Source organism: Treponema socranskii subsp. buccale (assembly GCF_024181585.1).
GTDB lineage: Bacteria > Spirochaetota > Spirochaetia > Treponematales > Treponemataceae > Treponema_D > Treponema_D buccale.
Genome location: NZ_CP054258.1, coordinates 346,323 through 361,079, shown reverse-complemented (window position 1 = coordinate 361,079; position 14,757 = coordinate 346,323). Strand labels below are relative to the sequence as shown.

10 protein-coding genes are annotated in these 14,757 nt (G+C 50.5%); 5 read left to right on the top strand and 5 right to left on the bottom strand.

Features of this window, described 5'->3' with window-relative positions; genetic code table 11:
- The first annotated feature begins 164 nt into the window (after positions 1–164).
- A complete protein-coding gene (gene thrH / locus HRI97_RS01645) occupies positions 165–770 on the top strand; it encodes a bifunctional phosphoserine phosphatase/homoserine phosphotransferase ThrH (protein ID WP_253726204.1) in 606 nt (201 codons plus the stop codon).
- 5 nt (positions 771–775) lie between these two features.
- On the opposite strand, the gene HRI97_RS01640 is transcribed toward thrH, so the two are convergent.
- Positions 776–2,974 carry a DUF4954 family protein gene (locus HRI97_RS01640; protein WP_253726203.1) on the bottom strand — a complete coding sequence of 733 codons (2,199 nt, stop codon included), beginning with the start codon at positions 2,972–2,974 and terminating at the stop codon, positions 776–778.
- A 746-nt stretch (positions 2,975–3,720) separates the two neighbouring features.
- Here HRI97_RS01640 and HRI97_RS01635 point away from each other — a divergent pair.
- Entirely contained in the window at positions 3,721–5,229 is a 1,509-nt protein-coding gene (locus tag HRI97_RS01635) for a phosphohexomutase domain-containing protein (protein ID WP_253726202.1), read from the top strand.
- Between the two features lie 6 nt (positions 5,230–5,235).
- On the opposite strand, the gene HRI97_RS01630 is transcribed toward HRI97_RS01635, so the two are convergent.
- The 3 genes from HRI97_RS01630 to metK are packed head-to-tail and all read right to left on the bottom strand — an operon-like array spanning position 5,236 to position 8,005.
- The gene (locus HRI97_RS01630; protein ID WP_253726201.1) at positions 5,236–6,156 is read right to left on the bottom strand and encodes a mechanosensitive ion channel family protein; all 921 of its coding nucleotides are present in this window, start codon (positions 6,154–6,156) and stop codon (positions 5,236–5,238) included.
- Positions 6,157–6,186: 30 nt separating this feature from the next.
- Complete coding sequence (gene nth / locus HRI97_RS01625; protein ID WP_253726200.1) at positions 6,187–6,831, bottom strand: endonuclease III; 645 nt, start codon at positions 6,829–6,831, stop codon at positions 6,187–6,189.
- A gap of 4 nt (positions 6,832–6,835) precedes the next feature.
- Positions 6,836–8,005: a methionine adenosyltransferase gene (gene metK / locus HRI97_RS01620; protein ID WP_253726199.1), complete on the bottom strand. Its 1,170-nt coding sequence runs from the start codon at positions 8,003–8,005 to the stop codon at positions 6,836–6,838.
- Positions 8,006–8,124: 119 nt separating this feature from the next.
- Between metK and HRI97_RS01615 the strand changes: the two genes are divergently transcribed.
- Positions 8,125–8,439, top strand: a complete 315-nt coding sequence (locus tag HRI97_RS01615; protein ID WP_180487003.1) for an isoamylase early set domain-containing protein — start codon at positions 8,125–8,127, stop codon at positions 8,437–8,439.
- A 78-nt stretch (positions 8,440–8,517) separates the two neighbouring features.
- On the opposite strand, the gene HRI97_RS01610 is transcribed toward HRI97_RS01615, so the two are convergent.
- Positions 8,518–11,421, bottom strand: a complete 2,904-nt coding sequence (locus HRI97_RS01610; protein WP_253726198.1) for a DNA translocase FtsK — start codon at positions 11,419–11,421, stop codon at positions 8,518–8,520.
- A gap of 139 nt (positions 11,422–11,560) precedes the next feature.
- Here HRI97_RS01610 and HRI97_RS01605 point away from each other — a divergent pair, with 139 nt between their 5' ends.
- Both HRI97_RS01605 and HRI97_RS01600 read left to right on the top strand, forming a co-directional pair.
- On the top strand, positions 11,561–12,496 hold the full coding sequence (locus HRI97_RS01605; protein ID WP_253726197.1) for an alpha-hydroxy-acid oxidizing protein: 936 nt from the start codon (positions 11,561–11,563) through the stop codon (positions 12,494–12,496).
- Between the two features lie 47 nt (positions 12,497–12,543).
- On the top strand, positions 12,544–14,460 hold the full coding sequence (locus HRI97_RS01600; RefSeq protein ID WP_253726196.1) for a hypothetical protein: 1,917 nt from the start codon (positions 12,544–12,546) through the stop codon (positions 14,458–14,460).
- Positions 14,461–14,757: the final 297 nt, after the last annotated feature.

The following is a 14,757-nucleotide window of genomic DNA, read 5'->3' as shown; positions in this document are numbered from 1 at the left end:
TTGCCATCGGTCTGAGCGGCTCGGCGGCATTGCCGCTGCCTCGCGTTCCGCCTTTTTTATTTTATATTATGTCTCTTTTCTGTGTATACATTTTTCATGCGTAATCCCTGATCCCCCTCGCACTACGGCTTGCTCCCTGCCGGCGTATGTGCTATAGTTTACGTATGTTTATCACTTGTCTTGATCTTGAAGGCGTGCTCGTTCCCGAAATATGGATCGCGTTCAGCGAAGCGACCGGCATTCCCGAACTGCGGCGTACGACGCGCGACGAACCGAACTACGATACGCTGATGCGCTACCGGATCGATATTCTCGACAAACACAATCTCGGTTTGAACGAAATCCGCGAAACGATTAAAAAAATCGACCCGATGCCCGGTGCAAAAGATTTTCTCGACGAACTGCGTTCGTTTTCGCAAGTGCTCATCTTGAGCGATACCTTCGAACAGTTTGCCGCTCCGCTTATGGAAAAGCTCGGCCGTCCGACGATTTTCTGCAATACGCTGGAACACGACGCAAGCGGAAAGATCACCGGTTACAAAATGCGCTGCCCCGAAAGCAAACTCGCGACGGTAAAAGCGTTGCAGTCGGTCGGCTTCGAAACGATCGCGGCGGGAGATTCGTTTAACGATCTCGCGATGATCAAAGCTTCCAAAGCGGGATTTTTATTTAAATCGACGGAGCAGATTATTAAAGATAATCCCTCGCTTCCGGCGTACACCGAATACTCGGAGCTCCTTGCCGGCATTAAAAACGCGATGAGGCGTTGACGGTTTTAAACGGCGAAGATGCGGTACAATTTTTTATTAAATCGCTCCGTATCGTCTTTCAACATCGTTAAAAAGTCATCTCTGTCGATCGTGCCGAGCACCGCATCCATCTCTTCGCGGCTTCGATAGGTCATCTTTCGATAATAATCGGTATAATCCTTTTCACGCGACGACACCGACAACTCATACATATCGTCGGAAACGGCGGCGACGCTTTCGACGAGATTGCGGAACTGCTCCGCACTGCATCGCTCAAAGGGAACGCCGTAGATGCATTCCAAAAGATAGAGTGCATAGCGCGTCTTGTCGGCGAGATACGAAGCCGCACACGCATCGTAAAACCGGTGCACTTCGTCCCAACTCGAGATCTCCCCGCGTTTTACCTTTTCACGCAGCTCATCGATTTTTTCGAGCGGGATAATCTGTCCGCCCGCGTTGAGCCATTCGGTGTACAGCGGATGCCGCGCAATATCGGCAAAGACGGCAGGCGAAACGGATGCGATGCCGTTTTCATCGCAGTATTCGATTATCGTTTTCGCGGCAAAATATTTAATAATTTTCCGGTATTGGTGATACGCATACGCCGGCCGAAATACCGTCGCGCCGTATCTTTTCTGGCACTGCGCGTCGGAAAGGGTAAAATCGGCGTCGGGATTTTTTTCAAAAAACGCTTTCGTTTCCGCGATCCGCTCTTTGTCCGTATCGTCTTCGCGTGTACCGTTATAGCCGTCGCTGCACCCGTTCGCCCCGGGCGCATCCGTCCGTCCGCAAAGCCGTATCCGTTCTTTCGCCGTCAAACGGACGATACGGTCGAGCGCTCTCATAATTTCCTGCATCGTATCGGGCGCAAAGGGATCGGTTTCGATATGCTGCACCGGCACGACCCGCTTATCGCGTTTTTTGAATTTGTAACGGTTTCTGACGAGCGCAAACATATCGTACATAAACCACCACGCCGGAAAAATACGCACGCTCCGATCTCCGTTTTCACCGAGCGCGACGAGCGAAAACGGATACGGGATATCGAGCTCGTATTGGTATGAGCCTTTTGCGATGAGGACGAACGACGCGAATCGGCTGTTGTGTTTAAAATCGCTCGAAAGAGAAGGCCAAAATCCGCGCGAAGCGATGAGCTCGCCGTCGGGACTGCGCGAATTGTGATTGCTGCCGATCGTCGCGCCCGATGCGATATTCGACTGCCCCATGATCGTCGATGCGATGAGAAAGGACGAATTGTGATGCTGTTCGTGAAACGGAAATATCAAATTGTTAAGAATCTCACAGCACGACACGGTCGAATTGTCTCCGAGTACCGAATTCAAAAGCCGCGCGCCGTATTTAAGCTGGCAGTTTTTTCCGATAACGAAGCGCACCGCAACCGCCTGATAAAAGACGCGGCTGCCCGAACCCATGATGCCGTTTACCATTTCGACGCCTTCGCCGATCTGCGACGGCTCCGCTTCCGAGGACAATACCGTGATGTTTTTCAATTTGAATGCGCCTTTGATGTACGCGCATTCTCCGATTTCCGCATCTTTTAAAAGCGTCGTGTTTTTTATGACGGCATTATTTTTAACAATCCCGTACGTCGCTCCTTCGCTTGCGGCGCCTTTTTCCGTAAGCGCGACAAAGCGTTTCATAAGGGCGCCGTCTTCGCGATAGCGCGACCACAGATACGCATCGGCGGGAATCATGCTTTTAAACGGGAGCACTTCCCTGCCGCCGTTTTCGTTTGCGACGCCGATCCATATACGGTTTTCCTCAGGCTCGCCTTTTTTTAAAATCCCTTCACCGAATTTCGAATGCGTCGTACAGCTCATTTCCTGTATATTGAACAGCATGACATTTTTTCCGAGCCGATAATTTTCAAAATACGCGACGTTCCGGATCACGTTGTCGTCACCGGTCACGACGTTTATCAATTTGGAATTATAGATACCCTCTTCGAGTTCGAGATCGTGATACTTAAGCATTGCGCGCCGGAGCTTTCCCAAAACGATAAAACCGGAAAACGACGAATCGCGTATGAGAGAGGTATCGAAGCATTCGGCATCGACATAAAAATTTTGCCACAAAGGATCGTCGGACGTGTTTTGGTTTTTTTCGAGAGCTTCGATTTCTTCTTTCGTAAGACGCCGCTTTCCCGCCGTAAGTTCGGACGGAATGGAGAACGATCGCTTATCCGTATACGTTACCTGCACCATAATGTTTTATTGTATATATGCGCGCGGCTTTTTGTCAAATCGTCACCGCGCGGCGATATGGTGTCGGTATTTTTAATAATCGAGTTTCGGAAAGTCCGGAGGTGAAAAACGGCCGAGCCGTTTTTCTTTCATAGGAGACGCGCGCAGATTTCTGCGCGGGGAACTTCGCGCTCCGCGCTCGTTGCAAGTGGCGCGGGGAACTTCGCGCTCCGCACTCGTTGCAAGTGGCGCGGGGAACTTCGCGCTCCGCGCTCGTTGCAAGTGGCGCGGGGAACTTCGCTCTTCGTGCTCGTTGCAAGTTCCGCGGGGAACTTCGCTTTATTCAATGCACGGCACGGATGCCGTGTCGCATCTTAGCACAGCAGCCGCGTATTTTTGCGCAGCAAAAATACGGTAGTGAGGGGTACACGGATGTACCGCGAACGACCACTGCTCGGATTTGTTCAAATAAGTCGAGAGTTGAAAAATGTCCGTGACATTTTTCTTTATATACGAGGCGCAAAAAAATCCTGCGCACTGCTCGGATTTGTTCGAATAAGTCCGGAGGCGAAAAACAGCCGAGCCGTTTTTCTTTCATAGGAGACGCGCTCAGATTTCTCCGCACTGCTCGGATTTGTTCAAATAAGTCGAGAGTTGAAAAATGTCCGTGACATTTTTCTTTATATACGAGGCGCAAAAAAAATCCTGCGCACTGCTCGGATTTTTTTGCTCTTATATAATTTTTCTTTTCTCTATATACTGAAACTATGGCAAACAGCGATATGATGAAATTGCAAAACGGCAGCGATATCCGCGGCATAGCCGTAAGCGGCGTCGAAGGTGAAAACGTCAACTTTACGGAAGCTGCGTGCAGCCGCATCGGCAGGGCGTTTGCGTTGTGGCTTTCAAAAAAAATCGATAAACCCCTTTCCGCGCTCACGATAGGGATCGGGCGCGACTCCCGTATTTCAGGCCCGTCTCTTTCGGCCGCCCTCGCAAACGGCATAGCCTTTCAAGGCGCGCGCGTGGTCGACTGCGGCCTTTCGACGACGCCTGCTATGTTTATGTCGACCGTATTTCCCGAAACGAAATACGACGGCGCGGTGATGATGACGGCAAGTCATCTTCCGTTCAACAGAAACGGTGCAAAATTTTTCGACCGCGACGGAGGTCTCGAACACGACGATATCGAATCGATATTGAAAAGCGCGGCGCCTCTCGATGAAGCGCATTGTACTTCGCCGCTTGCCTCTTTCGATCTGCTGTCGCTGTACGCCGCGCACTTGCGGAAAACTATCTGCGCGGAGCTTGCACAATCCGAAAGCGACAAACCGCTTGCGGGTTTACGGATCGCAGTCGATGCGGGAAACGGATGCGCGGGCTTTTTCGTTTCGTCGATTTTGCAGCCGCTCGGAGCCGATACTGCAGGCAGCCGCTTTTTGGAAGCGGACGGCATGTTTCCGAACCATATCCCGAATCCCGAAAATAAAGAAGCGATGGAAGCCGCCCGACGCGCAACCGTAGAAGCGGGCGCCGATTTGGGATTGATTTTCGATACCGACGTCGACCGTATGTCCGCCGTGCTGCACACCGGAGCTGAAGTAAACCGCGATGCGATCATCGCGATGATTTCCGCGATTTTAGCGCCTTCGTATCCGGGCGGAACGATCGTCACCGATTCGGTAACGTCAGACAGGCTTACGTGTTTTTTGGAAAAGGTGCTCGGCTTGCGCCATTTGCGCTATATGCGCGGCTACAAAAACGTCATCAACAAATGCAAAGAGCTCAACGCAAAGGGCATCGTCTCGCCGCTTGCGATGGAAACGTCGGGACACGGCGCGCTGAAAGACAATTACTATCTCGACGACGGCGCTTTTCTCGCGGTAAAGTTGATCATCGCGCTCGCAAAAGCGAAAGCCGAAGGCAAAACGATAGACAGCCTCATCGCGCGTCTCCCGCCGCTCGTCGAAGAATGCGAATACCGATTTAAAATCGGCACGGAGGATTTTAAAACCTACGGCAAAACCGTACTCGCCGAATTTAAAAAACGCGCCGAAGCTGCAGGCTATGAGCTCCCGGAATCTTACGAAGGAGTCCGCGTTTCATTTAAAGGGAAAGATGCGCGGGGTTGGATGCTTCTCCGCTTGAGCCTCCACGATCCGGTCATGCCGCTCAACATCGAAGGAGAACGCAAAGGCGATGCGGAAAAAATTATTAAAATCGCAAAAAACCTGCTCGCCGGCTTCGACAAGCTCGATATGTCGTGCCTGCCGTAAAAAGCCTCAGCTTCGCTTCGCAGCTGATTTTTTTGCCGGCGGAGACACTGGGGTCGAATCGTCGTGCGGTACGATTTCGACGCAGTTATACGACATGACGAGACCGTTTTCGTTCATAACACGCATCAGCGCGACAAACATATCGTTTTTCGTTTTGAGAAAATCCGAACTCTTGCACCACACCGCAACGGTCATATTTATATTGCTGTCGCCAAACCCGTCTATCCACACGGCGGGCGCAGGCTTTTTGATAACCGTTTCGCACAGCTCGGGCGCTTTTAAAAGCACGTCGAGCGCAGAACGGATATCGGTGCCGTATTTCAGACCGAACGCAAACGTTATGCGCCGCGTCGCGTAGTACGAATTGTTTTGAAAGGTCGTATTGATGATCAACGAATTCGGAATACGCACGAGCTGATTGTCGAGCGTGTGCACTTTCGTCGAAAGCAAATCGATCGAATCGACGTTTCCGGTAACTCCGCTGACGACGATAAGGTCGCCGACTTTGACGACGCCTTCGGTTATGACGAAGAGCCCGCTGATGACATTGCTGACCGTCGTCTGCGCCGCAAAACCGACGGCAAGCCCCGCAATACCCGCAGCTCCGAGCAGGGCGGTGAGCTTTATGCCGAAGCAGCTGAGTATATACATACCAAGCACCGAGTAAAATACGTATTTTAATAATTTATGCAGGGCGGCATTGTTTTGTTTGTTTATCTTTTGTTCGCTCACGCGCGAAAGCGCATGGACGGCAAGCTTATACAAAAACCAAATGATAGCGATGACAAAGAGCGCTCCCGCAGCGCGAAAGAGATTCGTCCATGTAAAAAACGATTTTACCCACGCAAAGAGCGTTTCTTTGTGTTTGGAAATCTGTTCCTGCGCCTGCTGTACGCCGATCGTTACGGCGCTTGTCGATTCATCCATCTCGAACCTCTTATCGATTATTAATTTTCGTTAATTTTTTGAAACGTCATTGTGTTTACAGATGTCGTTTATGAGACAGGTATCGCATTTCGGGTTTCGCGCGGTACAAACGTAGCGCCCGTGCAGGATGAGCCAGTGGTGCGCGTGACGCATATATCGCTTGGGAACGCGGGCGACGAGGCTCTCTTCGACTGCAATCGGAGTTGCGCCTTCGGCGAGTCCGATTTTCGGGCAGATGCGCAGCAAGTGCGTGTCGACGGGCATGGTCGGTTTATCGAAGACGACATTGAGCACGACGTTCGCCGTCTTTCTGCCGACGCCGGGAAGCTTCATAAGCTCTTCGCGCGCCGAAGGCACTTTTCCGTTGAAATCGCTGATAAGGATTTTGCTGAGCGCGATGATGTGCGCCGCCTTCGTATGGTAGAGGCCGATCGACTTGATATAAGTTTCGAGTTTTTTTTGTCCGAGCGCGATGATTTTTTCGGGCGTGTCGGCGATTTTGTAAAGCGCTTCGGTTGCGGCGTTGACGCTTTTGTCGGTCGCCTGAGCGGAAAGCACGACCGACAAAAGCAGCGTATATGCGTTTTTCCATTGAAGTTCCGATTTCGGATCGGGATTTTGCTTTTTAAAACGGTCGAATACCGTGCAGATTTCCCGCTCTGTCAGCAGTGTCATGAAATTATGTCAGCGCGCGCTTCAGCGCATCCGTTTTGTCGGTTTTTTCCCAGCTGAATTCGCTGCGTCCGAAATGCCCGTAGGCCGCCGTCGCTTCGTAGATCGGACGTTTGAGATCGAGCGCTTTCACGATACCCGCAGGCGTACAGTCGAAAATTTCTTTTACGGCTTTCGTAATTTTTTCGACCGGCGCTTTTTCCGTGCCGAAAGTATCGACCATAATCGACACGGGAAAGGGAACGCCGATCGCGTACGCGAGCTCGATTTCCGCTCTGTCGGCGAGCCCGGCGGCGACGATATTTTTTGCGATATAACGCGCCATATAGGCCGCCGAACGGTCGACTTTCGACGGGTCTTTGCCGCTGAACGCGCCCCCTCCGTGTCGCCCCATACCGCCGTAAGTGTCTACGATGATTTTACGTCCGGTCAGCCCCGAATCTCCCTGCGGGCCGCCGGTGACGAAACGACCCGTCGGGTTGATAAAATACTTCGTGTCTTTATCGAGCAGACCCGTCGCATCGAGTACGGGTTTTACGATCCGCTCGATTATCGTCTCTTTGATTTCACCGTGTTCGACCGAAGGATCGTGCTGATGCGAGACGACGACGGTGTCGATTCGCAGGGGAACGTGTCCCTCGTATTCGATCGTCACTTGGCTTTTCGCGTCGGGACGCAGCCACGGAATCGTTTTGTTTTTTCTCAGTTCGGCCGCTTTCAAAAGCAGTTTATGCGCGTACATGACCGGTGCGGGCATAAGTTCGGGCGTTTCGCTGCACGCAAAGCCGAACATCATCCCCTGATCGCCCGCACCCTGCCGGCCGGCGTATTCTTTGAGGCCTTTGCCGACGACGCCCTGATTGATGTCGGGCGATTGTTTGTGGATGACGTTGATGACCGCCATCGATTTGCAGTCGAGACCGTAGGCGGCATCGGTATAGCCGATTTTTTCTACCGCATCACGCGCGATCCGCTCAATATCGGGCGCGGCGCCGGTCGTGATTTCGCCGCCGACGAGCACCATGCCCGTCGTTGCAAAAGTTTCGCATGCGACGTGACTTTCCGCGTCACGGGCGAGGCAGGCGTCGAGTACGGCGTCGGAAATACGGTCGCAAATTTTATCGGGATGTCCTTCGCCTACCGATTCGGACGTAAAGAGATAGCGTTTATTATTCATCACGGTGCTCCGGAATTATTTATTTACTTATTGATGAAAGTATAGTATACTATTTAGGGCGGATTGACAACAGCTGTATTGCGGACCTTATAAAAAGTATCAGATATGGAGGTGTTTCCATGGCGTTAAAAAAATCATTTTCGAAAGACGGAAAAAAATGCACGGTCACGTTTATCGTGCTCCCCGAAGCTGCGGGTACGGCGAAGACGATCAATGTCGCAGGCGATTTTAACAGCTGGAGCAGTACCGAAACACCGCTGAAAAAAAATAAAGACGGATCGTTTTCCGTCAAGCTGGATCTTGAAACGGACAGAGAATATCAATTCCGCTATCTCATCGACGGGCAGCGCTGGGAAAACGATTGGCAGGCGGACAAATATATTCCCGCCCCGTATTCCAACGCCGACAATTCCGTCGTCATTACAAAAAAATAAAATCACCGGAAAAGCGGCTCACATACACGGAAGCACGGACTCTTCGATCTTCGCGGAGGCCGTCTTCAATTGCCGCCTTTACGGTACGTGAATGATTTCGCGAGGTTTGCTGCCGTTCGCCGGTCCTACAATGCCCCGCGCTTCCATTTCTTCGACGAGGCGTGCCGCGCGGTTATAGCCGATTTTAAGCCTTCTCTGAATGTACGATGCCGACGCTTTTCCCGACTGGACGACGATGTCGAGCGCTTGATTGTACAGCGGATCTTCGCCGTCGAATAAACTCGGCTCGCTGCTATCTTCGTCCTCCGGCACAAAAATCTCTTCGTCGATGTATTCCGGCTCGCCGTATTTTTTCACACAACCGACGACGTTTTCGACTTCCTGATCGCTGACGAAAGTCCCCTGAATGCGCACGGGGAACGGATTGACGGCGCTCGAATAAAGCATATCGCCTCTGCCCAATAATTTTTCCGCACCGACTTGATCGATGATGATCCGGCTGTCCATTCCGGACGCGACCATAAACGCGATACGCGCGGGAATATTCGCTTTAATCAATCCGGTGATGACGTCGGTCGAAGGCCGCTGCGTCGCGAGTACCAAGTGTATGCCGATCGCGCGGCTCATCGCCGCAAGGCGGGCGACCGTCGATTCGAGTTCTTTGCCCGTCGTCGCCATCAAATCGGCAAACTCGTCGATGATCAAAACGATGTACGGAATCTTTTCCGTCGCTATGTGTTTATCTTCGATTTTTTTGTTATAGCTCGCCACGTCGCGGCATCCCATACCGTCCAAAAGCGCGTAACGCCGCTCCATCTCACACAGCGCCCACTGCAGCGCCTGAAACGCTTTTTTCGGTTCGGTGATGACCGGAACGAGCAAGTGCGGGATATCGTTATAGAGTTTGAGTTCGACGATTTTCGGATCGATTAAAATAAGTTTTACTTCCTGCGGCGACCGCTTGTACAAAATCGAAAGGATCATGCTGTTGACGCACACCGATTTTCCGGAGCCCGTAGCACCCGCAATCAAAAGGTGCGGCGTCTTTACGAGGTCGATAATCTGCGGTTTTCCGAGAATGTCTTTGCCGAGGATGACCGGTACCGACATCTTTTTGTATTCGCTCATATCCTTTTCGATAATTTCGCGGAAACTGACGATGCTGCGCTCTTTATTCGGTATTTCGATACCGACCGCTTTTTTCCCCGGGATCGGTGCGACGATGCGGACGCTGCTCGCCGCGAGGCGTAAAGCGATATTGTCCTGCAGCGCTGCGATTTTACTGAGCTTGACGCCCGGTGCGGGAAGCAGTTCGAACATCGTAACGACCGGTCCTTTTTTTATGCCGATGATATCCGCTTCGATATTGAATTCGTTGAGCGTTTCCTTGAGTTCGCTTGACGCCTTTTTCGTTTCTTCGTCGATGATCCAATACTGATCGTTTTTATATTCCGTTAATAAATCCGCAGGAATTTTGTACGGCCCCTTCGGTTTTATCCTTTTTACAGACTCCGGCTTTGAAACGGAAATTTTCTTTTCCTCGTCGCTGCCGAAAAATGCTTCAAGTTCTTCTTTCGAACTCGTTGTTTCCGTCCTCGAAACGGTACGCCCGTCTTCGATAACGGGAACGCCCGCCGAAAGAGAATTATTAAAATTTGATAAATTTTTCCGCACGTCGGCATCCATATCGTTGAAAACGTTTCCGGCAAAATCACGCGGGGTTTCATTTCCGGATGCCGTACTCGCTTTGTTCAAATCGACATCGTATGCGGTATTCGTTTTTCCGTCGAACGCCGCATCGTCCGTTTCTTCGTTCAAATCGACATCGAAAAAATCGGGATCGAGCGATTCACCGTGCAAAAGTTCATCGGAAGAATTTATCGATTCGTCCGTTTCGGAAATATCGCCGAAAACGCTTTCGTCATCGGAATCGCCGCTTTCATCCGAATCCTGCAAAAAATCGTCTTCGTCTTCCGATGAAATCATATCTTCCGCTTTACGAGGTCTTTCTCTTTCCCAAAACGGTACGGTTTTGCGCTTCTCTTTTCCGCTCTCGTCGGTATCCTCATCGCTCTTTAAATACGAAGCGTCGACGTTTTCTTCCGGGAAATCGGGCCATGAAAGCTCTTCTATTTCACCGAGCGGAGCGTCGTCGCGCGCGGTAAGCGCGGTAAATTCCTCTTCGGAAATAAGCGCCGACGCATCTCCTGTCTTTTGTTCGGCGCGGCTTTTTTCGCCGTCTTCGGCATCGCCTCGAGCGCCGCCGGCCTCATCAAAAATATTTTCAAACGGGGAAGCAATATCGGATGAAGACTCTTTCGCTTTCGAAAAGGCCTCCCCCGTTTCATTCGCTTCGCGGGAAGGCGTTTTTGCAAGCGAATCGATTTCGCGCGCGCTTTCGTAGGGATCGCTTTCGTCCTCGTTTTCAACTTCCGTATCGTCCGCCGAAAAATCGGGAGCCGTCCTCTTTTCATCGTGCGTTCCGCCGTCCGTTTCCTCTCCTGTTTTTTCACGCGGGATTTTTTCAAATCCTCTCCGTTTTGCAGACTGCGTAATTTTATCCGCAATGATGCCCGCTCCGAGCCATTCTATGACGATGAGCATGATGCCGAATGCGATCGTAATACCGATTTTTATGCCGGTAAAATCGGCACTGAATTCACCGATCGATTTGCAGATATTTTCGGTGATTACGGCGGTAAAAAACGGAACGGCGGCCGTCAAAAGACGCATCGCTTTTCGTGCCGTCCATTTTCCCGAAAAACACGTCATCGCCGCGGCAAATAAAAACGCGGGAATGAGTATGCTCGAAAATCCGTATATCGAAAAAAGCATAGTGCCGAGTAAAAATAAAGAGGCACCGAAGCCTGCGGTATATGCGATAAAATCGAAGGGCTGCAGTATAAGCGCGAGAGAAAAAACCGCCGCAAAAAGCAGCAATACGACACCCGCAGCGTACTTCAGCTTGTTCAAACGTTCCATCGATACTCCCATAATCGAGTTTGCAATTAAAACGCGTATTTGAAAAACCGCGTTCGTTGTCCGTTCTATCAATATCGGCAGATTTTATATCCGGTTTTAGTGGAAAACTTCGAACGTTTCGGCTATAATGCGGCAATGGATGGGTATTGTGGCGAACCGTTTTGAATTCAAATGCGCCGTTTGTTCCGTATGCGACGGAAGAGGCTGTGTCGGACAGATGCCGGGCATGGGCGGCGTCAACAATAATAAAAATTTCAAATTGAATTTCGAAGGATGGAAAAAGCTTCGGCAAAAAGCGGTATCGGACGGAACGATCGAATCGATTTTATCGATACCCGTCGAAACGAGCGCGGTGCGGGCGGGACCCGTTACCGGCGCGGTACAGAACATCGGCTTCGAAAAAGAAGAATATTTTTATCTGCCGTATTTTTCGGCCGCGCGGTGCGGGGACATCGGTTTGTGCGTCGGCGACGGTTACCCCGATTATAAGCTGCACTACGGACTCGATGCGGTACGGAAACTGCAAAAAGCCGAACCGGATTTGAAAGCGGCGGTATTTTTAAAACCCTATCCGAACGAAAAACTCTTTGAACGCATCGAAGTCGCCCGAGGCGCTGCGGAAATAATCGGCAACGATATCGACTCGTACAATATTGAAACGATGCGGAATCTCGTACGGTTGGAAAAAAAAACACCCGCGCAGATTTCGGAAATCAGAAAAAAGATTTCCGTGCCGTACGCGTTAAAAGGAATTTTTTGCAAAGAAGATATCGAGCTCGTAAAAGAAGTCAAACCGGACATAGCCTTCATTTCGAATCACGGAGGGCGCATCGATACGCGCGAAGGAAGTACGGCGGAATTTCTTGCCGAATACGGAAAAGAAATCAAAAAATATTGCGGCGAGATTTGGGTTGACGGCGGAGTGAGAACGCGCCATGATATACAAACGGCGCTCTTTTACGGAGCATCGCAGGTAATCATCGCACGTCCCTTCGTTGCAGCCCTCGTTTCGGACGGCATCGGCGGTATGATAAAAAAGATCGATGAAATCATCCTCGGAGAAATCATCGATTAACGATTTTGCGGTAATAATTTTACATCGATTTTTTTACAGAGGTTTTTATGAAGCGATTGTTAAGTATCACGGTCTGCGCGGCACTTTTCGTATTTTCCGGCGCGGCACTTTTTGCACAAACATACGCCGCCGTTCCTTTGGAACATCCGGTATATCAAATTATCACACAGGCGGAACTGCGCGGTCTTTGCCGAGCGATGCCGAAAGTAAAACCGTATTCGGAAAAAGCGGTTATAAACGCGATCAACGAAATCATCGCGGCATCCGATGCGTCCGACACGCCTCTCCTTTCGAAAACGGAACGGGACATTTTATTCGATACGCTCGAAAGGTTTAAGCGGAAGTCCGGAAAAGACGGCTTACGCGGCGGATATTATTATGAAGGGAAAGGAAAGATCCGCACGACGGCCGACCTGACGTTCAAAGCGGATATATTCGCTTCGGGCGGCATCTACAACAATAAAAATGACAACCGGTGGGGATTTACGTTTTTGCCTGCGGTTTCCGTAAGAGGCGATTTCGGAACGCAGCTTTCCTACGATTTCAATTTGTTCGGCAATGCTTCTCGCGCCGTACTGAAAAATCTCGGAACGTACAACATCGGAAAATGGTGGTTCACAAAAACGGAAGACGGCTCTGCCGACCGCACGATTAACACGTATGCGAACAAAGCGTTTTTCCCGTTTTCATACCGAAAAACATGGGACGGCTCGGTATATAAAATAGGCGACTTGACGGCAAGCGGCCTCGAAGGCTGGTGCGATGAAGGAGCCGGCGGCTTCGGAATCAATTCGGAAATAGCGGCGAGTGCTTTCGACGATAAAATATTTATCCGATTCGGACGCCTTTCGCGCGAATGGGCGGGCATGGATAAGGGGGCAAGTCTCGTGTTCGGAGGCGCCGCCCATCCGTTTCTTGCGCTCGAAGCCGAAATCTCGCCTTTCAGCTGGTTTTCACTTTCGACGCTCACCGGCATCCTCGAATTTCCGAACAGCAAATATATTGTCGGAAACATCTACAACAGCAAAAAAGATCACGGCGATTATGACAACGCGGCATTTTTCCAAAACGCGTATTCTATCGCAATGCTCGAATTCGATTTTAAACATATCCATATCGATTTCGGAACGACCGCCGTTTGGCCGAAGCGCTTCGAGCTGGGATATTTTTTCCCGCTGACCGATAAAGTTTTTTATCAAAACAATATCGGCGATTTGGATAATATCGCACTGTTCGGCAATATCTCTTATACATATCCGAAAATCGGTACCGTATGGGCATCGCTCTTTCTCGACGAATTCAACGGCTTGAGCCGTTCGACGGGTTTACTCGGAGACTTCATCCATGCAACGCGCAATATGTATGCGACGCAAGTCGGAATGAAAGCGAATATTCCGTTCCTTCCGTTTACAACGATTTCATGCCGCTATACAAAAATCGAACCTTTCTGTTATACGCATACCGCCATCAATAAAGCGCCGTGGTATTCGCATTATATTACCGAAGCATACATGAGCGCAGGAGAAAATCTCGGCTATTATCTTCCGCCGAATTCGGACGAACTGCACGTCCGCGTAGAAAGCTCCCCTCTTACCGCGCTGACGGCGCATTTGGAATATCAATTTATCAGACACGGTGCGGAGTACGGCAGTCAGGCTGTGCGCGGCAGTTCGATATATTCCGAACTCGATCCCGACGGGCGCGATGCTATGCGGAAATATTTTTTACATGACGGCGCATACCAATGGTTTCACATCGTAAAAATCGGCGGGGAATATTCGCTTCGCAAATTTAAAGTGCCGCTTACGATATACGGCGACGTCGGATTCGTTTACAGCTATTTTACCGTAATCAAAGGAACGCCGAACAACAACGAAAAGCGCGACTATCACATTGCGGACACGAGCGAATACCCGACGGAGTTCGGCGCAATCGTTTCGGGCGGACTGCGGCTGTATTTTTAAAACCCGCGCCTGAAAACGGGACGTTTCCAAAACGGAAGGGCGTCTTCGCGTATATCACGTACTTCGCCCGAATATAAATTGCACGAAAATCCCATCGCATCACACCGAAGACAGGCGGACGACCGCTTGTCTTTTTTTTATCGTTATGCTAATATTTGGATGTTTTGGTTTTTTTGGTGTTTTTAGATAAATTTCTTCGGCACACATCCTGCGGCGAGGCCGGATTATCCTGCACTTTCCGTGCACAAATCCTTTCGCCCGTACGGTTTTGCCGAAATAAAGATTTCTAAATCGCAT